The sequence below is a fragment of the Rhodopirellula bahusiensis genome (assembly GCF_002727185.1).
GTDB lineage: Bacteria > Planctomycetota > Planctomycetia > Pirellulales > Pirellulaceae > Rhodopirellula > Rhodopirellula bahusiensis.
This window is the reverse complement of record NZ_NIZW01000014.1, coordinates 95774-118392: the sequence shown is the minus strand read 5'-3', so window position 1 is coordinate 118392 and position 22619 is coordinate 95774. Positions and strand designations below refer to the sequence as shown.

Genomic DNA, 22619 nt, shown 5'->3' with positions numbered 1-22619 from the left:
AGGCTCAAAGCGATTTTCCAATGTAGCGTTCTACAGCCTCGACCTATCGAGGTGCTAGTCAACACTTATTCAACATCGATCGCGGGGCACGTGACATGTTACATCAAGAAAACGCTTCTGGATTCATCCAGAATGCGGACCTGCTAGAGGTCCGTCCAATAACAAAAAAGATACCGCCGTACCTAGTACGCGTCGCGGTCTTATGGGGCTGCGTTTTGGTAGGCCTGTTCTTCGCGTTGATTGCCTACGGCACCACACCTGGAGAATCCGACCTGCCTCCGGGCGTTGCACCGTTTCGAAACGTCTCGGGCTTCCTCAACGCATCATCTACAACTGAATGGGAAATCGTGATGGCCGTCCATCCGAAATGCCCTTGCACAGTCGCTTCGGTCAACGAACTGAACAGACTGCTCGACAAAGTCGACGACAACGTGAGATGCCGCTTCCTGGTTTTCCACCCGGTCAACAGCACGCCCGATTGGATGAACGGAAAAATCTCATCTCGTCTCGCGTGTATTCCTCGCTCCGTCATCCAAGCTGACGAGGGCGGCGAGACAGCGTTCGAATTGGGGATGAAAACATCTGGCGCAGTCATTGTATTTGATCCTCGCGGCAAATCTCGTTTTCACGGTGGCATCACCGTTTCTCGCAACCATGAAGGTGACAACCTTGGGGTGCGTTCCATTTCCATGTTGATTCAAGGCAAAACACCGCCTCTCACTACCACACCGGTTTACGGTTGTAGCCTGTAGTCATAGAGACGGATTGACATGTCGGACAACGAACTCGAAACGATCTCGCCACACAAGAGTGCAGACACACTCTTCGCCGAGCATTTGCAATCACGCCAGATCAATGCGGACCGCGCATTATCAATCGTGCTTGCCCTGCAATGGATGTTTGCAATCGGTTGCGCCCTTTGGATTTCGCCATATACATGGATTGGATCTCAGAAGCTCGTCCATTTGCATGTCTGGAGTGCGATCATTGGGGGAGGCTTGCTCACCGTTTTCCCGGTGTTCTTGGCAATGAACTTCCCCGGCCAACGCCTGACGCGGATGATCATGGCGATGGCTCAAATGCAGTTCTCAGCCTTGCTGATTCACCTGATGGGCGGCCGGATCGAATCTCACTTTCACATCTTCGGTTCACTCGCGTTCCTGGCATTCTACAAAGACCCCTGGGTCTTTTTACCCGCCGTGTCCGTTGTCAGTCTCGATCACTTTATCCGCAGTCTTTTTTGGCCCGAATCGGTATTCGGCATCTTCTCGCCGTCACCCCTTCGCGCGCTCGAACATGCAGGATGGATCGCCTTCGAAACGACCTTTCTTGTCCTGGGCGTGCGTCAGAACCGGCAGTCACTTTGGGAACTTGCCAAACTCCAGTCCTCACTGACTCAGCAACGAGACTTACTGGAGCAGCGCGTCCACAGTCGCACCTCTGAAATTGAGCAACAACGCCGCATTCTCGACACGATTTTGCAGCGAATTCCTGCCGCAGTCTTCTGGCGTGACAAGGAAGGAACCTTCATGGGTTGCAACGAGATGTTCAGCGACTTCTTCGGATTGAAGTCACCCGACGAAATCATTGGCAAACGGATGAACGATATCATCCCATCCAATGACCAAACCATGAATCGACTCTCCAGTTTCTGCGACTCCCCCGATGAAAATGTAGAACTCGTCAACATCGAAGAGACTCTGCACAACATCGCTGGTGAGTACCGCACCGTACTTGCTGGTGCGACCTCCCTTCATGATCACGAAGACAATTGCTTCGGGACCTTGGGAAGCTTTTTGGACATCACCACGCTCAAGAATGCGGAATCGCGAGCGAAGTCGTTGGCAAACTTGATTCAGGATTCTCCCAACGAACTGTATATCTTTGATTTCGAATCCTATCGCTTGGTGGAGGCCAACCAAGGCTTCGCACGCAGCCTCGGACTGGAAATGGAAGACCTAGCGAACATGTCCCCTGAAGACTTCCTTCAAGACATGTCCAACCAGGAACTCCGCGACCGGATCACCGTGGCGATGTCAGATCCGCGAGGACGTTGCGCCTTTGATTCCAACCACGTTCGCAAGGACGGCACTGTCTTCCCAGTGCACGTGGACATTCACCGATCGACGTTCGAAGCGCGTCCTGTGTTTGTCGCCTTCTGCACCGACCTGAGCGATTCCCAAGCGATGGAACGCCAACTGGCACAAGCTCAAAAGCTTGAATCCATGGGGCAACTCGCCGCGGGCATCGCTCACGAGATCAACACTCCGATGCAGTGCGTCAGCGGGAACGTCGAATTCTTGACGATGAGCTATGAACGACTCTTCCAGTTCACCGACGGGCTACTTGAGCTATTGAAGAAAAGTCCTTCGTTGAGCGCGGACGATGCTCAATCACAACTCGACTCACTGACAAAACGACACAAGTACGACGTGCTGCGGGAACAAACACCTGATGCCGTGGAAGAAGCCTCCCAGGCCGTGATCCGGGTGATCGAAATTGTGAGAGCAATGAAGGCGATGTCACATCCCGGTCGCCAAGAGATGAACGAAACGGACGTGAACATGTTGATTCACCAGGCGTCGATCATCAGCCGCAACCGATACAAGTATGTGTCCGAATTGGAACTCGATCTTTCGCCCGATTTACCTTTGATCCCTGCCTACGGAGCCGAACTCAGTCAGGTCATCATCAATCTGATTGTCAACGCGGCGGACGCAATTACGGAACGCAAAGAAAGCGATCCCGATTTGGACGGAAAGATCACAATCTCAACCGTTCAAAATGGCGATCACATCGAAATGTGTGTTCGAGACAACGGAACCGGAATGACGGAAGACATTCGGTCCAAAGTCTTCAACCAGTTCTTCACAACCAAAGACGTTGGCAAAGGCACAGGAATGGGACTTTCGTTGACCTACAACATTGTCTCTTCCAAACACAACGGAACCATCCGTGTGGAGTCTGAGCCAAACGCTGGAAGCAGTTTCATCGTGATCCTGCCATTAAAATCTCATCAGTCAACCGCCGATGAGTCTGATGCACACCAATCGGACACTTGTCGTGTCCCGATTCTCACCTAACTTTTTGAAACCCGCGATCTCACGCAACAGTCCATTTGGGGCGTCCAATGAACGAACGCATATTACTGGTCGACGACGACTACAGCTTGCTGAACACGCTGAAACGCAACTTGTCTTTTGACTTCGAGGTCACGACCTGCGAATCGGGGCCCGAGGCGTTGGCTTGCATCAAGAAGTCCGAGCCTTTCTCGGTCATCATGGTCGACATGCGGATGCCTGGGATGGAAGGCATTGAGGTCATTCAAAAAGCACGCCAGATCGCGCCGAACAGCGTGTATCTGATGCTAACCGGCAACCAAGACTTGACCACCGCGATGGAGGCGGTCAACGAGGGGCAGGTTTTCCGGTTCCTTAACAAGCCTTGCCAGATGAGCGACATCAAAGCCGCCATCAACGCGGGGATCAAGCAGCATGACTTGATCACCAGCAAGGAAGAATTGCTCAAGAAAACCTTCGCCGGAGCCATCAGCGTTCTGGTTGAGATCATTGAATACGTCGATGACCCGTTGGTGAACACGGACGACATTTTGCAGTCCGCCGAAGCGATGCTTGTCGAATCGAAGGTTGCGTCTGACTGGAGGATTCCGTTGACCTCACGGTTGATGGTCGCCGGTGTTCCATTGCTCGATTTGGGTCAACGGGAAACTTTGGCCAGCGCGGCGATCACTTCGGATGAACACCGCCAGGTCGTGAAAGAGGTCTTCTCGATCTCGAGCCAGTTGATCAAGCAAATCCCACGTCTGGAACCCATTGCTGAACTCTTGGACCGAATGGGGACCACGGATGTCACCAACGCGAAATGCAACAACGATGACGACAAGATCGCTCAAGTGATCTTACTCAGTTACTACCAAAGCCTGCTGAAACGCCGCGGGGATGAAGGCGACGTTGCTCAGTCCGAAATTGAAGATCGATTTCCTGACCTCGACAATCAACTGACCGAGCATGTCCGCCTCTCCAACGATGCTCAACCACAGCCAACGATCGAAAGCATCCCGACTTCGGAACTGCTAACGGGAATGACCGTTGCCGAAGATGTTCGAATGCCAAATGGACTCTTGCTGATCGCATCGGGCCGTAAGCTATCACCCCCGATGGTCACGCGGCTTCGCAACCTGGTCGGACTGGAATCCGTCGCGGTTGAAATTCCGGCCAAACATTCGAAGCAAGTCGCAGCGGTCTAGTTCATAGGATCGCCTCGTTCAAATTGTCGAAACGAAGACACGGCTTGGCAGATCAACGAGTGATCTTGTGCGACCGGTCGATTTCCATTGGCCCTAGTTCAACCACCTCACCGTCGGGCCATTGAACGGTCACGTTCTCAATGGAATCGTGTTCGCCCAGACCGAATGTCAGCGGCAACTCCACCTGAGTCAAATAGCTTCGTGTGGGCATCACCTGCTTGGAAATCACTTCTTCGCCAACGGTGACCTCGACCCACGCACCAATCGCATCGCGATTGCACTTCTCGCCGTCGCCCACCAACTTCAAACGCAACCAGTGGTGACCGGTGTCTTGGTCGTTCCGCAACAATCGCGGGGCCCGGCCAACAGATGTGATCAAGAGATCCAAATCGCCATCCAGATCGATGTCCGCGTACGAAGCACCGCGGCCCACCATGGGCTGAACAAACTCATCGCCTAGCTGCTCGGCACCAACGGGCAGGAACTCGGTTTCATACTCCGGTCCCGCGTTCCAAAACATCTGCGGTGGCTGCTCGTAGTGCTGGCTTGGCTGCACCCGGTTGATGTCCTCTTCCAGGTGCCCGTTCGCACAAAACAGATCCAAACGGCCATCCAAATCATAGTCGACATACGCCAAACCAAACGTCAGCAACAATCGCGTGCTGGGGCCGAGCCCGGTTGAAACCGCTTCATCGTAAAACTGCATTCGGCCGGCTTTGGTCACATACAAAGCGGTCATCTCATTGGAGAAGTTTCCGATCGCGACCGCCATGCTGGAACGCTCGCGAAACGTTGTCACGTCGATCCCCATGGCCCCGCGAGCGTTGCCCGTCGCATCGAAGGCGATCCCACAGATCGCTCCCATCTCCGTGAATTTGCCATCGCCACCGTTTCTCAACAGGCAATTCTGTACGGTGTCGTTGGCCACCACGACATCCACGAACCCATTGCGATCAAAGTCACACAGGGCCAATCCGAGCGACTTTGACTGCGGCACATTGGTGGACACGTTGCGAATTTGAATGCCAGCTTCTTCGGAAACGTCGGTGAACTTGCCATCTCCTTCATTGCGGTAAAGATAAGGAAACGTGCCTTCGAAGTTTTGCGGCCTGCCATAAGCTCGACCGCCACCAACAAGCTGAAACCCCTGCGACTGATCGTATTCGCGGCTCCAACCGACATAGTTGCAGACAAACAAATCCAGATCACCGTCGTTGTCGTAGTCAAACCAACCGGAACTGGTGCTCCATCGATCTGCCTCGCCTCCCACGCCAGCATCCTCCGTCATGTCGTCGAACTTGCCTTCACCCAAGTTACGAAACAGCCGGTTGGCCCCGACCGCGGAAATAAAAACGTCGACCAAGCCATCTTGATCGTAGTCGCCAACCGCGACACCCATTCCATACAACTCGACGTCCAGCCCAGAGTCCTCGGTGACGTCAACGAACTTGCCGCCTTCGTTTTGATAAAGCGCCGATGTGTTTCGCCGACCGCTTGGTTCGTCCCAAGACCAGTCCATCGAATTGATCAGCAGCAAGTCTTGATCTCCATCGTTGTCGAAATCAAAGAACGCGCTGCCGCCGCCCATCGTTTCCGGCAGCAGTTTGTCACCGGTCGCACCATTGTTGTGCACGAACGAGATCCCAGCTTCTTCCGTGATGTCCTTGAACGGTGTCGTCGGAACCTGCACCTTCGGCTGCTCTCGCACAGCGACATTCGCGAGCTTGGACTCGCGCACCGGTGGCGCCGGTTTGGGACGCGTCAGAATGTACGCGGCAACACCACCGAGCAACGCCAGAACGACCAATGCGATCAACGATCCTCGCATCGCACGACCGATGTCGGCATCGTCTCGCAACTCACTTTCGTCGACTTCGTTCGATTGCGGATCACTGGTCATTGGAATTCTCCTGCGGGTTATCAGCGGTGACCTCAGTGGCCTCATCCGCAGCGGTTTGGGTTGGTAATTCGCGATGCAACGAGTACTTCACGACAGCTTCGGCGGCATGATCCGCAGCGGGATATTTTTCACGCGCCAGCCGAATGGCTCGCCCTTGAGCGTTGTCATCGGGCTTGTAGATCTGATGCAGCTTTCGATGTTTCTCGGCTGATTCTTGGTCATCGAGTCGTTCGTAGAGCAGTTGCAGGTTGTGATGAGCTGAAACGTTTTCAGGATCAATCATCAACGTCTTCCGATACTGCGAAACCGCTTCTTCCAAGTACGCCAGGCTCTCGTCGGATCGACGTTGCCGATCGCGAATGTTGCCGAGATCAAACAGCGTTCGGCCAAGCTGGTTGATGACTTCGATGTCCAGACTGAAATCAAAACCTCGACGTTGCATGTCTTCTGTGCTGTCTTCCAACACGCTGCGAAGATTCTGCTCGGCTTCTTCGAGGCGTCCCTGTTGCGAGTTGATGACGCCCGACAACCAGGCCCACGTCCAACGTGGGAATCCTTCCGTGTCGCGGAATTCATCGGCACGCTGCAGCGCCTCGACCGCTTCGTCCAAACGGCCTTCGGTGTTCAACACACGAGCTAGGTTCATTGGACCGTCGTAGCGATCAAGTTCCTCCACGGCGCGGAAGGCATTTTCTGCCTGACGAAGTTCAGCTTTTCCCTTGAGCAGCAATCCAATGCCGTAATCGTTCCACCGTTGCCAGGTCGGAATGTCACGCGGCGGATTCTCGACGGACTGATCAAGTCCCTCCACCGGAAAGACAACTGTGTCGACTGCCATCGTGGTGATGGGCAACTCATTCGTGTAGTCCTGGCCGGGCACGTGACCACGAATCAGGTTGCCGAATTTCTCGTTCTGCTTCGCAACGAAATCCATGTACTCCGTGTCAAACTTCCGATACAGCAACTTGATCTCGACTTGAACCGGCTCCGAGACATCGTCCGGAACATTCAGTTCGTAGTGAACCGTTTGGCCGGCGCCCGGTGGAATTTGATGGTTGTAAAGCGGAGTGAAGATATCTTCCGCATTGCGTCGGTTGATGCGATTGCCGTCCTTGTCCAGCATGAAAACGTTGATGAAGTGCGACCATGGGTCAACTTCATTGTGTTTGCCTTCGTCGATCAAACCACTGTGACCGATCAGGCGATCACCGCTGGTGACTTTGACTTCCAACCAAATTTCGTTGCTGTCGACAGTGCCTTGTGAAAACAGGTGTCCCATCTTCATCGTTCGAATCACCGTCTCGAGCAGATACTTTTCACCGCGTTTCAGCGACGGCACCTGTGGACGCAGCGGAGCGATCAATTCGCCATCGATCTCGCCGCCTTCACGGACGCCAAAAATGTCAACACGCATCACGTCCTGCAGATACTCTTGATGCGCCGCGATCACATCGTCTCGGTCGCGAAGCCATGCGATGCCGGTGTTCGCGGATGGGAACATGTGGTCATGGACACTCAGTTCCTCCGCGTCATCAAACATTTTCGCGCCGAAGTCGTTGGAAGCCACCAACGGCATGTGACATTTGCTGCAATTGTCGACGGCTTTGGGCGGGTAGTAAAAACTTCTCGCTCCGTGACCCGACACGCCGCTGAACAGGTACGGGTCATAGTGGTTCTGGCCACGCAAGAATTCCTTGTAGCCGGTCAACGCCTCGGGCAAGTGCACCTTGTGACAGGTCGAACAAAACTCTGCCGTCTTGTGAAATGGCTTCAGGAAAGTCTTCTTATGGAAAGACGGTTTCGCTTTGACCAATTGATTGTTGATCCATTGCAACGCCGCGTTTTCGCTGCTGGCAAACGGGTAATGCAGTGGTTCTTCGATCGTGTAGTCCGCGTTGCCACGAACGCTGTTGACGTTGGTGATCGCGTGACAGACCGTGCAAGTGATCCCCGCTTTCGCGGTTGGGTGATCCAACATGTCAAAGTTTGGATCATCAAACGCTCCGGAGAAAAACGGCACGGGGTCGTGACACCCTGCGCACCAGCGTGAAGCTTGAACCGAGCCATCACGCTCGAGCGACTTCGCACGCGTTTCACTAACGCTGGCAAAATACGGTGCGTTGTTGAAGGAACTGAATCGATGAACGCTGTCCTGCCAATCCTTGTGAATGTCGGCATGGCACTTCAAGCAGTATTCATCGTTCATCAACGCATTCGACGGAATGAAGTTGCCACTAGACGTTCGTGCGAGCGACGGTTCGAAGTACTGCGTTCCTGAATCGGGACCAATCGCGTTCCACTGGCGAGGGTCCTGCATCTGCAAGATCACCATGGCAGCGATCGACGCCGCCGCGACACCGCCAAAGCTCATTCCAATTCGCCACTTGATCCGAGGCCCGGCCAAACGGTGCAGCCAGTAGAGCCAAATCGAAGCCAGCGGAAACGCGACGTGCAACCAATACACCGTGCTGCGTGCCAAAGGTTGCTTCAGGTCAAAACCTCCGATCCGAACCAACAAGATTCCCGTCGTGAGAATGCCCAAACTGACCGCGAAAAGAGCGTAGCCGATTCGGACCGCTCGCCGGTTGCGACGATCTTTGGTGTTCCACATATGGATGAAACCAAAGATGACGACCGGCAAGATCAACAGCAGTCCCATCACCAAGTGAGCGAAGAACATGTACTGATAGAAATAGTCCTGGTACGTCTGATCACGAAACCATTCCAGGAACGTGAACGTTGCTAGATACCCAGAATTGGCAAGCAGCAACGCGAAAAGAACAAAGATGGCGTAAAGCAACTTCTTCAGACGCGGCCCGACCGCGCGAACATACTTTTTTCGCGGCTTCGGCACGGCCGCACCGGATTGTGCAACAGATGACATAAAATGAGTCCAATGAATGATCAGCTTGCAGACTGGATGTGCACCCGCGACCGACGTCTTCGGATGGAGTGCATCAAGCGGAAGGAAGCGAATCGCTTCCGACCGTGATCCTGTGTTGACCGGCCGACAGAACGTGGCACAGGCATCAACATCGAGCAAGATTTCATCCGCAACTGTGACCCAACGCCCAAACGGCGATATTGGACATTGCTACGCCGACACATCCATCATCGCGAGAGACGACGACGGAGGGATCAGCACGTGCAAACTAGCCAGTGGAGAACGACCTGCTCAAGTCAGAGACAAAGTCGCCTGCGGCGGTCGATCGATTCCCATCAAGAATCCTTGTTGGACATCAGCTGCTTCTTCCTGCGATCGACGAACGAACTGCCCCACGCGAACTCGCAGCGATGCCTCTTTCCAGACCGCGTCGTGTTGCGGACGTTCGGCCGACGGAAGCATTGGTGCGGGAATCGGAAGCGTTGGCAACTGGCCACACAACGGCCCATCACAGGGCTTCGCAGGGACCGGTTGTCCGGCAACCCCCTGGCTTCCTTCGGTCAACTCGTGACTCGACGGGGCACCGGGTTCGCCGGTCTGCCTTTCGCTGAATCGGACCGATGACTGATTCGAGGTGACCATCGAAGTGCCACCGGAATGCTGCAACCAATCCCCGCAACTCGCTTCGGCTGAACGTGGTGTCAAAACACCCGCCAGCAACACAGCGACGACGATGAGGATAAGAACACGCGGCATATTTTTTTCAGTCGATCCAACTGAGTGTTGGCCACCTTGAGAGAAGCAATGCTCGACCAAGAGCGAAGCGGCCTGACAACGAGCCTAGGCAGACACAACCCCCAAGTCAATTGTGCAAGGGGAGTTTCCACCCCGAAGCGAGTTCGGGCTCTCATTCTAAACAGGAACCGAAAACCGAATCCGGAACCAACACCGCTCACATTGCACTATCGCAAAACATCGTTTTTGCCAGTGGAATACTCAAGAAATGCAAGTTTGAGTACGATAAGCCGGCCCGTTAGGTTTACGCTGGATCGACATGAAACTGACAACCCAAACCGACTACGCACTGCGCACGTTGATGTATTTGGCGACGAGAGAATCTCGTGCCAACGTCGCCGGGGTTGCTTCTCTGTTCAACATCTCTGTCAATCATGTGGCCAAGGTCGTCAATCTGCTGGCTCGTGAAGGCTACGTGCGAAGCATCCGCGGCGTCGGCGGCGGCATCGAATTGGCGGTCCGTCCGGAAGACGTCACGGTCGGTCAGGTCATTTCGACAATCGAAAACGACACGCATTTATTGCCTTGTGTGGCCAGCGATCACGGTTGCGTGATTCACTCGTTCTGCAAGCTCAGCGGTGTGCTCGCAAAAGCGGAACGCGTTCAGATGGACTATCTCAACAGCGTCACGCTCGCGGACGTCATCCCCACTCGCGGGCAACTGGACCGAATCGAGTCCAACTGATCGGCGCTTGCTGATCCTCTATCGACGGCGATCTGTACATACGATCGCCTACCGGCATCCTTTGCGGACCGGCACACGCCGCAATCGACTCGCATCGTGAACCAGGAATCCCTTGTGTTTTATCGGCGGAAACAATTCGACAAAAGATATTTCACTAATAACCTATTCAGCAGTGAAACGAAGTCCGTTTTGGGAAATCGCAATGAATCTGCAACAAGAACTGAACCGCCCCCAGCCATTTCGATGCTTGGACCAAGAAGTGTTGCTGAATTTCCTCCGCATCGGTGACCAGCTCGACAATCGTTTCTCGCGTCTCTTTCGCGAACACGGTTTGACGCTATCTCGATTCAACATTCTCCGCAGTTTGGCGCTTGCTGAACGGCCGCTGACCTGTGGCGAGATTGGCGAGCAGATGATTCAGGTTGTTCCTGCGGTCACATCGCTGGTCGACCATCTTTGCTCGCAAGAATTGGTGGAGCGAAATCGCAGCACCGAGGACCGCCGCGTTGTGCACGTGGCAATCACTGAAAAGGGCAAACAACTTGTGAAAGACACCATGCAACCGCTCCGAGAGATGGAAGATCGGATGCTTCTGCAACTCAGTCAGGCGGACAAGCAGAGTCTTTTGCAATTGCTCAATCGAACTCGTGAGTCGATTTCTCATTGCGACGACTGATTTCACGCCCACCCACCAGACCCCGAACCCAATTCACCTCGGCCCTGTCCGCCCATCAAGCCGACACGCCGCAGGTCCCACCCGAACTCTATCGTCTTTGAATCGAACCCGATCATGAATCCTCCTCACGTGAATCTTTCTGCTCTCGGCAAGTTTGCCCTCGGGGTCGGCATCAGTGGGATACTGCTCGCTGTCGCTGGATGCAATCAAGGCCCAAGTGGGCCGCCGGCGATGCCCAAACCCACCGTGACCGTCGCCCAACCCGTTTCCAAAAAGATCGTTGAGTGGGACGCCTTCACCGGACGCTTGGAAGCGGTCGATTTGGTGGAGGTCCGTGGTCGCGTGGGCGGTTACTTGCAGTCGGTCCACTTTGACGAAGGACAAATCGTCGAAGAGAACGACCTGTTGTTCATCATCGATCCGCGTCCGTACGAAGCTGAACTGTCGGCAGCCCAAGCCAAACTCCAGCAATCGAAATCACAACTCAACCAAGCCAAAGCGATGACGGAGGTCGCCCGCGCAAACCTCTTGCAATCCGAGGCCCAACTGAACCTCGCTGATGTCCGTTACAAACGAACTCAGAACTTGGTCGAGCGAAATGCATCGTCGCAAGATGAACTGGATGATCGTGAGGCGGAGTTCCTCAAAGCCAAGGCCGACATCGAAGGTGTTCGTGCCAGCCTGAATTCATCCGAAGCCGCGATCGCAACGGCTCAAGCCGAAATCGAACTGGCCAAGGCCGGTGTAGAAACCGCCGAACTCAACTTGCAATACACACGCATCCGTGCGCCCATCACCGGTCGAATCAGTCGCAAGTTCGTCACGGAAGGCAACTTGATTGCCGGCGGCAGTGCGACCTCGTCCTTGTTGACCACCATCGCTTCGGTGCAGCCGATCTACTGCGTGTTTGACGCAACCGAACAAGACGTCTTGAAATATTCTCGCTTGGCCAAATCCGGCGAACGCGAAAGTTCGCGGGTCGCAAAGAACCCCGTGTACCTTGGCTTGGTTGATGAAGACGGTTTCCCTCACCAGGGACACATGGACTTCGTCGACAACCGCTTTGATGTCAACACGGCCAGCCTACGTGCCCGAAGCGTCTTTGCGAACGAAGATGAACTGTTGCTTCCCGGCATGTTCGCTCGCATTCGACTTCCAGGCAGTGCACCGCATCAAGCGGTTTTGATTCCAGACTCGGCAATCGGCACCGACCAATCGACGCAATACGTCTACATCGTGGTGGACGGTGTGATCCGGCGTCGGCCCATCACCAGCGGTCCAATCATCGATGGCTTGCGAGTCATTCGCGAGGGGCTCGATGGAACCGAACTTTTGGTCACCGAAGGTTTGATGCAGGCTCGGCCCGATGCGGAAGTGAACACGATCGACGGAACAATTGAAATCGTCGAAGACGGATTGCCGGACGAGTATCAGCCGGTTCCGAAAGACAAATGGATTTCGCCCGCTCCCACCGCCGTTCCAGTTGCGGATCGCATGACGGAGGTGAAACGATGAAGTTTCCCCACTTCTTTATCGAGCGTCCGATCTTCGCGTCGGTGCTGTCGTTTGTGATCGTGCTGGTGGGCGGCATCGTGTATTTCACGCTGCCGGTTTCGCAGTATCCCAGCGTCGCACCACCGACGGTTTTGGTTCGCGCCAGTTATCCCGGTGCAACGCCGGAAGTCATCGCCGACACGGTGGCGACGCCCATCGAACAGGAAATGAACGGCGTCGACGACATGCTGTACATGGAATCGTCGTCCAGTTCGGACGGCACCATGCAGCTGACCGTGACGTTCAAACTGGGCACGGACCTGGACGACGCTCAGGTGTTGGTCCAAAACCGCGTCGCGATTGCCGAATCACGTTTGCCAGAACAAGTCCGCCAAATTGGTGTGACCACGACCAAGCAAATCCCCGACATGCTGATGGTGGTTCACTTGAACTCGCCCGATGGCAGTCGTGATCAGCTCTACATCAGTAACTACGCATTCCTTCGAGTTCGCGATGCATTGATGCGTTTGGATGGCGTGGGCGAGATTCGTATCGCGGGCGGCAACGAATACGCCATGCGAATCTGGCTGGACATCGAAAAGATGACCCACGTCGACCTAACGGCGGGAGAAGTCGTTGATGCGATTCGAGCTCAAAACATCCAGGTCGCTGCCGGTGTGATCGGGCAACCACCGACGGACGAGACCGGTGACTTTCAGTTGAACGTCACCACTCAAGGTCGCTTGATTCGCGAAGACGAGTTCAGTGACATCATCGTCAAACGTGGCGAAGACGGAAGGATCACGCGGCTTCGCGATGTGGCTCGGATTGAACTTGGAGCACAGGATTATTCCCGTTTGAGTTACCTCGACGGCAAATCCGCGATCGCGGTGTTGGTCTACCAACGTCCTGGTACCAACGCGGTTGATACGGCGGCCGAAGTCAAACGTGTCATGAGCGAGATGAGCGAGGAGTTCCCCCAAGGGCTCGGCTACGAGATCGCTTACAACCCAACCGACTATGTCGAGGAATCGATCGCCGAAGTGTTTGAGACACTCTTCATCACAACGATCTTTGTGGTGCTGACCGTGTTCCTTTTCCTTCACGGATGGCGTCCGACAATCATTCCCGTGATTGCAATTCCAATTTCGTTGGTCGGAACTTTCGCGGTGATGCAGTTCCTCGGCGTCACACTGAACACGCTATCTCTGTTTGGTTTGGTGCTCGCCATCGGGATCGTGGTCGATGATGCGATTGTGGTGGTGGAAAACGTGGAACGTTTGATCGCCGAAGGCATGACGGCCCGAGAAGCGACTCACAAGGCGATGGACGAAGTCGGTTCTGCATTGATTGCGACAACCCTCGTTTTGATTGCCGTGTTTGTGCCAACCGTCTTCGTCCCCGGGATCAGTGGGCAGTTCTATCAACAGTTTGCACTGACGATCTCGATCTCAACCGCGATTTCAACCTTTGTCTCGCTGACACTCAGCCCCGCGTTGTGTGCATTGTTGTTGCGTCCGAAAGATGCTCCTAAGAATCGCATCGGGAAGTTCATCGACTTCCTGTTTGGCTGGTTCTTCCGACTGTTCAATCGAACGTTTGATGCGACGAGTAACATCTACGCATCGATCATTGGTCGTTTGATCAAGAAGACCGGTTTCGCGATGGTGCTCTACGTGGGTTTGCTGGTCCTCACCGGATTCAGTTTCAGCATGGTGCCGACTGGGTTCATTCCTGATCAAGATCAGGGCTACGTGATCGTCGCAATCAACTTGCCCGACGGTGCATCGCTCGCACGAACCGACCGTGTGACTCGGCGAGTCGCGGAGATCGGAAAAGAGATCGACGGTGTCGCCCACGCGGTTGGAATCGCGGGACTGTCCGGAGCAACGTTCTCGATCAAACCCAACGCGGCGGTCACGTTCCTGCCGTTGGAAGATGCCAAGGAACGAGCCAAACGAGGTCGCGGGGTCGAAGCAATCGTCGCGGACATGCGACGAGAAGTGGCCGCGATCAACGAAGCTCAAATCTTAATCATTCCTCCGCCACCAATTCGCGGGATCGGTCGTGGGGGCGGTTTCAAGATGTATGTCCAAGACCGCAGTGGCGCGGGTCTGGACGCGTTGAACCAGGTCGCTCAAACGATGTTGGGCCAAGCCAACCAGCAGCCCGGCGTCACGCAAGTGTTCTCGAACCTGCGGATGGATGTGCCTCAAGTCTACGCGGACGTGGATCGAACCAAAGCACAAATGCTTGACGTTCCGGTCAACCGTGTCTTCGAAGCTTTGCAGGTTTACTTGGGATCGGTTTACATCAACGACTTCAACTTCCTCGGCCGCACCTACCGTGTGACCGCTCAAGCCGAACCAAAATTCCGCGACGAAGCAACTGACATCACGAAGATTCGAACTCGCAGCGATCGAGGTGCGTCGATCGCGCTGGGATCAGTCGTCAACATCACTCAAACCGCCGGCCCTGACCGCTTGGTGCGATTCAACTTGTTCCCGGCGGCCGACCTGAACGGGACAACCGTCCCTGGTTTCAGTACCGGACAATCGCTGGCGACAATGGAACAATTGGCCGACCAGAACCTGCCGCCCGGATTCGGATACGAATGGACCGAAATCGCGTTCCAGGAAAAACAAGCTGGCAACACGATCGTGTTCCTGTTCCCTTTGGCCGTCTTGTTCGTGTTCTTGGCTCTTTCGGCCCAGTACGAAAGCTGGTTGCTGCCGTTGGCAATCATTTTGATTGTGCCTCTGTGTTTGCTGTTCGCTCTCTCGGGAGTTTGGTTCCGTGGGATGGACAACAATGTGCTGACGCAAATCGGGTTCATCGTCTTGATTGGCTTGGCCTGCAAGAACGCGATTTTGATCGTTGAATTTGCAAAAGCAGAAGAAGACGCGGGCAAGAACCGATTTGAGGCTGCCATCGCAGCCTGCCGCTTGCGATTGCGTCCGATCCTGATGACCGCGTTCTCGTTCATCCTCGGCGTGGTGCCACTGTTGGTGGCCACCGGTGCCGGGTTTGAAATGCGACGCGTGCTTGGCACCGCGGTGTTCGCCGGAATGTTGGGAGTGACCGTCTTTGGTTTGTTCCTGACGCCCGTCTTCTATGTGATGCTGCGACGTTTCGCGAAACAAAAGAAAGTGGAGACCGATGCCACTTGATCAGATAGCTTGGAGGAGCGAGATTTCTCCTCCAAGCGTCTGCCCTTCATCGAAGTGAAATCCAGCCATGTTCAGCATCGAAACTCTCATCCTGATCGCCGGGAGTTTGCTGTTACTAGGAATCGCGTCGAACAAGTTTTCGGCTCGAATGGGCGTTCCCGTATTGGTGGTCTTCTTGGCCATCGGGATGCTAGCCGGGTCCGAGGGCATTGGCGGGATCGAGTTTGAGAACTACACGCTCGCACATGGTTTCGCGACCACAGCCTTGTGTTTGATCCTGTTCAACGGCGGGATCGGCACACCATACGCCGCATTTCAATCGGCATGGAAACCGGCATCGTTGTTAGCGACCGTGGGCGTCATCGTGACCGCCGTGATCACCGGGTTAGCAGCTTCCTGGATCCTGGGGCTGTCATGGATGCAAGGATTGCTGCTGGGCAGCATCGTGGGATCAACCGATGCTTCGGTTGTGTTTTCTGTGCTGCGCGGCGGCGGCGTTCACATTCGCCCCCGGTTGGCCAACGCGCTGGAAGTCGAAAGCGGCTCCAACGACCCGATGGCGATTTTCCTGACCGTCGGTTTGATCGAAGTATTGACCGGCCAAACGCCCTTTGGCTTTGGGTTGGTCACGTTGTTCCTCAACCAAGCCGTCGTGGGCACCGCCATGGGCATGGCGGTCGGCTGGGCCGGTGCTTGGGTGTTGCAGCACATACGTTTGGAAGCGGCCGGCTTGTATCCCGTGATGGCCACCGCGCTGGGACTGTTTTCGTTTGGGATGGCGTCCGAGTTGGGCGGCAGCGGGTTTTTGGCCGTCTATTTGACCGGAGTCGTGATTGGCAATCGACGTCCCGTTTTTCATCGAGGCATTGTGCTCTTCCACGATGCTCTCGCGTGGATGTGCCAAATCCTGATGTTCACGGCCCTGGGCATCCTTTCATTTCCCAGTCGACTGTGGGACGTCGCCGTTCCAGCAATCCTAATCGCATCGGTGTTGATCTTTGTTGCACGCCCGATCGCTGTGTTCTTGTGTGGGATTCCGTTTCGGTACACGACTCGTGAATTGACGTTTTTGTCGTGGGTGGGTCTGAAAGGAGCTGTGCCGATCACGTTGGCCACGTTCCCAATGATGGCGGGACTTCCGGCCGCCTCGATCATCTTCGACACCGTCTTCTTTGTCGTCGTGATCTCTGCACTCGTGCAAGGATGGACGCTACCGGCGGTGGCACGATTCTTAAAACTCGAAGTGCCAAAGAACCAAACCACGCCAGTGACTCTGGAGATCAGTTCGCTGCAAAACGTCGATGGCGACATTGTCGACTACTACATTGACCAAGATTCTCGAGCATCCGGGTGCATGATCAAGGATTTGGCGTTACCCGATGGAGTCGTCATCGCACTGATCGTTCGTGATGAACAAACGGTGTTGCCGCAGGGGCGATCGCAGTTGCTGCAGGGCGATCATGTGGTCGTGGTGTTGCGACCGAGCATTCGATCGATGGTCGACCGAGTTTTCGCCCCCACTCGACCTCATGCGGAAGAGCTGCCTCAAGAGCTTGAGTTTCCGCTGCGGGGCTCGATCAAAGTCCGTGATTTAGAGCAGTTTTACGAGCTCAAACTGGCCGATGATGGCGACCTGACGCTGGACAATTTGGTCCGGCAACATTTGGGCGAAGACCAGATGAAGATCGGTGCTGTGGTCCAAATCGATCAAATTGCGCTTCATTTACGGGAAATATCGTCCGATGGAACTGTTCTGTACGTAGGGATGTCGATCCTTGCGGAACCGGCACAGACCCCTGATTCGTCCTTGTCGGCAACCAGCTTGCCATTAGAATAAGCCCTCCACGTGAGAGTCCTTTGGCTCGCCCAAGCTTTCCATTCTCATCTGTCAAAACTGTTGTTTTGAACACATCCCCAAGCCTTTTTGATGTTGGTCGCAGCAGCCGCATGATGTCATTCATCATGTTGTTTTTGCTTGCATTTCCGACGTTGGGGATATCAACCACCGTTTCCCGCTCGCTGCTGGGAAACAGTCGACAAACCGAAGCGGAAGAAATTGAAGAACGCGTTCCTTGCTCCGCACATCGACGTGTCCAACAGACTCGCTCGACACAGGGCGGTTTTGTTCTTCATCGCGAAATCAAGTTGGACCGAACGTTGGTTCTTCAAACTCGCCCAATTCTTTCAGTCGCAAACGGTCATCGAATCGCAAACGGATTGCTCGCACCGATGCGGTGCTAGGCCACCGGTCCGTCCACCCGTTTCGTCATTGAATTCCCGCGAAGCATTCGCCATTGGAAAATAGGTTTCCGTGGCAAATCGACATCATGATTGCAATTCTGCTTTCAAAGATGGTGTGCCGCACGAACTGATAGTTCAGTCGCTGCGCAGATTGCTGCACGAGAGTTCGACCGTTTTGATTCGCCGTTTCCGCTTGCACAACGACGTCTTCGTTCTGCCAAGGATACCTTTATGTCGACTTCCGAAGCTCAAACACCGACCAGCATTTTCTCTCCCAGTACAATCTTACAAGACCTCATTTCGGGTTTGGTTGTCTTCCTCGTCGCGTTACCTCTTTGCTTGGGCATCGCGCTGGCATCCGGTGCCGATCTCTTTTCCGGGTTGCTCGCCGGAATCGTCGGCGGCCTGGTGGTCGCCGCGATCAGTGGATCGCACACCAGTGTCAGTGGTCCCGCCGCAGGTTTGACCGCGATCGTCGCGGCGCAAATCGCGACCCTTGGTTCTTTCGAAGCTTTCTTGTTGGCCGTGCTGATTGCGGGTGTCATCCAGATCGTTTTCGGGATCGCTCGAGGCGGTGCTCTGTCCGCCTTCTTCCCATCCAGCGTGATCAAAGGGTTGTTGGTCGCGATCGGTGTGATCCTGATCCTGAAACAGATCCCTCACATCTTTGGCCACGACACCGACCCTGAGGGTGAGATGTCATTCATTCAGCCCGACCAGGAAAACACGTTCTCCGAGTTGCTGACCATTTTCGCCGGGGAGATCCACACCGGAGCGATGGTGATCGGACTGCTGTCGATTGCCATCCTGCTTGTCTGGGAACGCATCCCCGCACTAAAGAATTCCTTGGTTCCCGCGCCTTTGATCGTGGTGGTCGGCGGCGTGTTGCTGAACCTGGGCTTCACCAACATGGGTCAGGACTGGTTGGTCAGCGGATCTCACTTGGTTCAGATCCCCATCGCACAAAGCTTCTCGGAGTTCTTCGGTTTCCTTCGTTTGCCCGACTTCAGCCGCACGTTTGATCCAGCGATTTACATTGCCGCGGTCACGATTGCTGTCGTCGCGTCCTTGGAAACGCTTCTGAACTTGGAAGCCGTCGACAAGCTCGACAAAGCCAAACGAAACTCACCACCCAGTCGCGAATTGATCGCACAAGGTTGCGGCAACATGGTCTGCGGTTTGATTGGTGGACTTCCCGTCACATCGGTCGTCGTTCGTGGTTCGGTCAACGTCGCCTCCGGTTCGAAAACCAAGATGTCGGCGATCTTCCACGGTGCATTGCTGCTGATCAGCGTTGCATTCTTACCGACTTTGATGAACAAAATTCCTTTGTCGGCTCTGGCTGCCATCCTGCTTGTCACCGGGTTCAAACTTGCCAGCCCGAAGATCTTCAAGCAGATGTGGAAAGAAGGCCGCTATCAATTCACGCCGTTCATCATCACCGTCATCGCGATTGTCGTGACGGACTTGCTGATCGGGATTCTGATCGGCTTGGCAATCAGCGTTCTGTTCATCCTCAACAGCAATCTGCGTCGACCGATTCGCCGGATCGTGGAAACTCAAGTTGACGGTGATGTCACTCACATCGAACTTTCCAACCAAGTCAGCTTCCTCAACCGAGCTGCTTTGGACCGCGTGCTCAACGAAGCTCAATCGGGTGGCAAGTTGGTGATTGACGCGTCTGGTTCGGACTACATCGACCCTGATGTTTTGAGTTTGATTCGGGACTACAAGCAGAACATCGCTCCTGCCCGGAACATCTCCGTCAATCTCAAGGGCTTTCGCCAAAAGTACCAACTCAGCGACGCCAAGCAATTCGCAGACTTCACTTCACGCGAATTGCAAGAGAAGGTCACGTCGGATCAGGTCATCAAGATCCTGCACGATGGGAACCAGCGTTTCACCAGCGGCACGCGTTTGAACCGTGACCTGGGGCAGCAGGTCAACGCGACCGCAGCGGGACAAAATCCGCTGGCCGCGATCCTGAGCTGCATCGATTCGCGGGTGCCAACCGAGTTGGTGTTTGACCTCGGCGTCGGCGATATTTTCAGCGTTCGCGTAGCGGGCAACATCGTTGGCACGAAGTCCTTGGGCAGCCTCGAATACGCCGTCGGTGTTGCTGGGGTGAAGTTGGTTGCCGTTTTGGGTCACACCCGATGTGGAGCGGTCACCTCATCCGTCAATTTGGTTGCGGCGAATCAAGGGGCAGAAGCCGCGACCGGTTGCCAACACTTGCAACCGATCGTTGACGAAATTGCACCTTGCATTCCAAGCGATGTCACTCGAGCAATTGAAAACTTGAGCGAAGAAGCGATGGAACAGTACGTCGACAAAGTGGCTGAAGACAACGTGATGCACACGGTCGATGAGATCGTCAAACGAAGCCGAATCATCCGCGAAGCCGTGGAAGCGGGTCGTGTGAAGGTGATCGGCGCGTTGTATGATGTGAAGTCTGGCCACACGAAGTTCCTCGGGGACAGCGTTTCGGGTGCCATTCCTGATTCATCGCCGGATCAACCGGCGGAAGTGGCTGGGTAACGTCTCGGGCGAGCGTCGTCAGACGACCGATTCGTCCGAAGATTCTGGGCGTGAACGCACCGTTCACGCCCATTCATCCAACCCACTTGCCCACCCATGCCGACTCCCTTCAGTGAAGAACGTGCGGAACAGATTTCGCGGCATCTCAAGCTGCTGACGTTTCTGTTCGTGATTGTTCCGATTGTGTTGCTGGTCGTTTTCATCGAATTTCGATTTCGATCGATCGAAGAAAGCTTGCCCAACCGCGCCCCCAGCGTTCGCGACGAAGCTCGGCAGGAACTGGACAAGATGCCGTGGCATCCTGTCACGGGACAACGTTTGTACGTCCCCGCGTATTCGCACGTTTATCATCAAAAGGGCGAACCGTATTTGCTGACGGTCACGCTGAACGTCCGCAATACGGACATGGACAACGAGATCGTCGTCACATCAGTTCGGTACTTCGACACGAGTGGAAAAGAGCTGCGTTCGTTACTTCAGAAACCGTTGCAACTCGCCCCTCTCGCCGCCACTGAGTTCGTGATTCAAAGGGACGACAAATTCGGCGGCAGTGGAGCCAGCTTCATCGTCGAATGGCAGGCTGGTACCGAAGTCAATCAACCGATTGTCGAAACGGTGATGGTCGACACGAGCAACACGCAAGGCATCTCGTTCACCGCCTCAGCCGTCCCGATTCGCGAAACGTTGCCGGCCTCGGAATCGTCTTCTGATCCTGAAGGCGAAGAACCTTCGGCCAATTAAGAAGCATCGAGACTAACCCACCCAAGATTCCCTCATGAAGTTCGCGATGCTTCGCTACCTATTCGTTTGCCTTTTGACGATCACATATGTTCCCTCCAGGGTGATGGCTCAGGTCGGCCAGCCTCCGGCAAGTTGCGAGCCGGTGAAGCTGATCCTGGACACGGACATGTCGGGGGATTGCGACGACGCGGGTGCTCTCGCTCTTTTGCATGCGTTGGCCGATCGAGGCGAATGCGAAATCCTGGCGGTGGTTACGAATCGCCGCGACCTCACCGATGCATCTGCCGCTGCCGTCGATGCGATCAACACCTACTACGGTCGTGGCGACATCCCGATTGGAACGGACAAGACCGGGCCGACTGCATTGCAGCGTGCCAGTCCCTACACGATCGCGCTGCGAGACGAATTTGACAACGATGCACCGGCGGATTCAGAAGCCCTCGATGCGATCGAGGTACTCCGAAACGCGCTGAAGAAGGAAGCTGACCAAAGCGTCACGATTTGCAGCGTGGGTGCCTTTTCGAATCTTGCGGAGCTGATCCGAACCGAACCTGAATTGGTGCGCACGAAGGTTCAACGCTTGGTTGTGATGGGCGGCCACTTCCCGAAATCCAACCGCCCCGAAACCAACATTGCGACTCACATCGAAGCCGCTCGAAGCGTGGCCGATCATTGGCCCGGCGAGATCGTTTGGCATGGCTTCGAAGTCGGCAAGCAATTGGTGACCGGCGCAGGACTCAAAGCGACTTCCAACGACAATCCAGTCCGTCGTGCGTATGAGTTGCGTCCGATGCCGGGCAACAAGATGTCGATTGACAATGGAAAACCAAGCTACGACCAAGCGGCGGCGTTGTTTGCGGTTCGTGGTGCACAACCGAAAATCTGGCAGGTCCAGAATGACGGCCGAGTCGACGTTGACGAAGCGGGAATCACATCTTGGTCACAGGATCCGCCTCGCACAAAGTCCGCGAAACACGCCTACGTCAAAATCGCGAGCCCACCCAAACAACTGGCTCGAGAGATCGAGGACCTGATGGTCGCCCCACCGCGAAAATCGGCGGGCGACGCCGTCTCCGTCGAATAACGCGAGATTTGGGAACAGGAACTCGAGCGGTGTCGGGACGGTCGCTCGATCCTGACCTGGGCTGGCTCGTGAAGTTTCGATGAACTTCTGTTCTGAGTTTGATACCTCAGATCGGAGCAGCTTCATAAACACCCGCAAAAAGCA

Annotated in this window: 14 protein-coding genes; 11 read left to right on the top strand and 3 right to left on the bottom strand. The window is 54.9% G+C overall.

The annotated features are described in order from the left end of the window. Positions 1 to 95 precede the first annotated feature (95 nt). The 3 genes from CEE69_RS18395 to CEE69_RS18385 are packed head-to-tail and all read left to right on the top strand — an operon-like array spanning position 96 to position 4267. Entirely contained in the window at positions 96 to 752 is a 657-nt protein-coding gene (locus tag CEE69_RS18395) for a thioredoxin domain-containing protein (protein WP_099262077.1), read from the top strand. Between the two features lie 18 nt (positions 753 to 770). Further along, positions 771 to 3083 (top strand): ATP-binding protein, encoded by a 2313-nt coding sequence (locus CEE69_RS18390; protein WP_099262076.1) that lies wholly within the window; start codon positions 771 to 773, stop codon positions 3081 to 3083. A 47-nt stretch (positions 3084 to 3130) separates the two neighbouring features. Continuing rightward, positions 3131 to 4267: a response regulator gene (locus CEE69_RS18385; RefSeq protein ID WP_099262075.1), complete on the top strand. Its 1137-nt coding sequence runs from the start codon at positions 3131 to 3133 to the stop codon at positions 4265 to 4267. Positions 4268 to 4319: 52 nt separating this feature from the next. Here CEE69_RS18385 and CEE69_RS18380 read toward each other — a convergent pair whose 3' ends face one another. The 3 genes from CEE69_RS18380 to CEE69_RS18370 form a co-directional block, all read right to left on the bottom strand. Further along, a complete protein-coding gene (locus tag CEE69_RS18380; RefSeq protein WP_099262074.1) occupies positions 4320 to 6167 on the bottom strand; it encodes a CRTAC1 family protein in 1848 nt (615 codons plus the stop codon). Then, positions 6157 to 9051 (bottom strand): multiheme c-type cytochrome, encoded by a 2895-nt coding sequence (locus CEE69_RS18375; RefSeq protein ID WP_099262173.1) that lies wholly within the window; start codon positions 9049 to 9051, stop codon positions 6157 to 6159. Before CEE69_RS18375 ends, CEE69_RS18380 begins: the two co-directional genes overlap by 11 nt. Positions 9052 to 9342: 291 nt before the next feature. Next, on the bottom strand, positions 9343 to 9807 hold the full coding sequence (locus CEE69_RS18370) for a hypothetical protein (protein WP_099262073.1): 465 nt from the start codon (positions 9805 to 9807) through the stop codon (positions 9343 to 9345). A 298-nt stretch (positions 9808 to 10105) separates the two neighbouring features. Between CEE69_RS18370 and CEE69_RS18365 the strand changes: the two genes are divergently transcribed. The 8 genes from CEE69_RS18365 (at position 10106) to CEE69_RS18325 (ending at position 22475) form a co-directional block, all read left to right on the top strand. Continuing rightward, positions 10106 to 10531 (top strand): RrF2 family transcriptional regulator, encoded by a 426-nt coding sequence (locus CEE69_RS18365; RefSeq protein WP_099262072.1) that lies wholly within the window; start codon positions 10106 to 10108, stop codon positions 10529 to 10531. 202 nt (positions 10532 to 10733) lie between these two features. Then, positions 10734 to 11207, top strand: coding sequence for a MarR family winged helix-turn-helix transcriptional regulator (locus tag CEE69_RS18360; RefSeq protein ID WP_099262071.1), 474 nt, complete (start codon positions 10734 to 10736; stop codon positions 11205 to 11207). 114 nt (positions 11208 to 11321) lie between these two features. After that, on the top strand, positions 11322 to 12722 hold the full coding sequence (locus CEE69_RS18355) for an efflux RND transporter periplasmic adaptor subunit (RefSeq protein WP_099262070.1): 1401 nt from the start codon (positions 11322 to 11324) through the stop codon (positions 12720 to 12722). Next, on the top strand, positions 12719 to 15871 hold the full coding sequence (locus tag CEE69_RS18350; RefSeq protein WP_099262069.1) for an efflux RND transporter permease subunit: 3153 nt from the start codon (positions 12719 to 12721) through the stop codon (positions 15869 to 15871). Before CEE69_RS18355 ends, CEE69_RS18350 begins: the two co-directional genes overlap by 4 nt. A gap of 67 nt (positions 15872 to 15938) precedes the next feature. Then, positions 15939 to 17708, top strand: a complete 1770-nt coding sequence (locus CEE69_RS18345) for a potassium/proton antiporter (protein WP_099262068.1) — start codon at positions 15939 to 15941, stop codon at positions 17706 to 17708. A gap of 635 nt (positions 17709 to 18343) precedes the next feature. Continuing rightward, on the top strand, positions 18344 to 20650 hold the full coding sequence (locus CEE69_RS18335; protein ID WP_099262067.1) for a SulP family inorganic anion transporter: 2307 nt from the start codon (positions 18344 to 18346) through the stop codon (positions 20648 to 20650). 96 nt (positions 20651 to 20746) lie between these two features. Then, on the top strand, positions 20747 to 21391 hold the full coding sequence (locus CEE69_RS18330; protein WP_099262066.1) for a DUF3124 domain-containing protein: 645 nt from the start codon (positions 20747 to 20749) through the stop codon (positions 21389 to 21391). Between the two features lie 46 nt (positions 21392 to 21437). After that, a complete protein-coding gene (locus tag CEE69_RS18325; RefSeq protein WP_233215369.1) occupies positions 21438 to 22475 on the top strand; it encodes a nucleoside hydrolase in 1038 nt (345 codons plus the stop codon). Positions 22476 to 22619: the final 144 nt, after the last annotated feature.

Coding starts and splice junctions, on each gene's coding strand:
- CEE69_RS18390 (WP_099262076.1), top strand. CDS start 771: ATGTCGGACAACGAACTCGAAACGATCTCGCCACACAAGAGTGCAGAC.
- CEE69_RS18330 (WP_099262066.1), top strand. CDS start 20,747: ATGCCGACTCCCTTCAGTGAAGAACGTGCGGAACAGATTTCGCGGCAT.
- CEE69_RS18345 (WP_099262068.1), top strand. CDS start 15,939: ATGTTCAGCATCGAAACTCTCATCCTGATCGCCGGGAGTTTGCTGTTA.
- CEE69_RS18370 (WP_099262073.1), bottom strand. CDS start 9,807: ATGCCGCGTGTTCTTATCCTCATCGTCGTCGCTGTGTTGCTGGCGGGT.
- CEE69_RS18355 (WP_099262070.1), top strand. CDS start 11,322: ATGAATCCTCCTCACGTGAATCTTTCTGCTCTCGGCAAGTTTGCCCTC.
- CEE69_RS18350 (WP_099262069.1), top strand. CDS start 12,719: ATGAAGTTTCCCCACTTCTTTATCGAGCGTCCGATCTTCGCGTCGGTG.
- CEE69_RS18335 (WP_099262067.1), top strand. CDS start 18,344: ATGTCGACTTCCGAAGCTCAAACACCGACCAGCATTTTCTCTCCCAGT.
- CEE69_RS18325 (WP_233215369.1), top strand. CDS start 21,438: ATGCTTCGCTACCTATTCGTTTGCCTTTTGACGATCACATATGTTCCC.
- CEE69_RS18395 (WP_099262077.1), top strand. CDS start 96: ATGTTACATCAAGAAAACGCTTCTGGATTCATCCAGAATGCGGACCTG.
- CEE69_RS18385 (WP_099262075.1), top strand. CDS start 3,131: ATGAACGAACGCATATTACTGGTCGACGACGACTACAGCTTGCTGAAC.
- CEE69_RS18360 (WP_099262071.1), top strand. CDS start 10,734: ATGAATCTGCAACAAGAACTGAACCGCCCCCAGCCATTTCGATGCTTG.
- CEE69_RS18380 (WP_099262074.1), bottom strand. CDS start 6,167: ATGACCAGTGATCCGCAATCGAACGAAGTCGACGAAAGTGAGTTGCGA.
- CEE69_RS18375 (WP_099262173.1), bottom strand. CDS start 9,051: ATGTCATCTGTTGCACAATCCGGTGCGGCCGTGCCGAAGCCGCGAAAA.
- CEE69_RS18365 (WP_099262072.1), top strand. CDS start 10,106: ATGAAACTGACAACCCAAACCGACTACGCACTGCGCACGTTGATGTAT.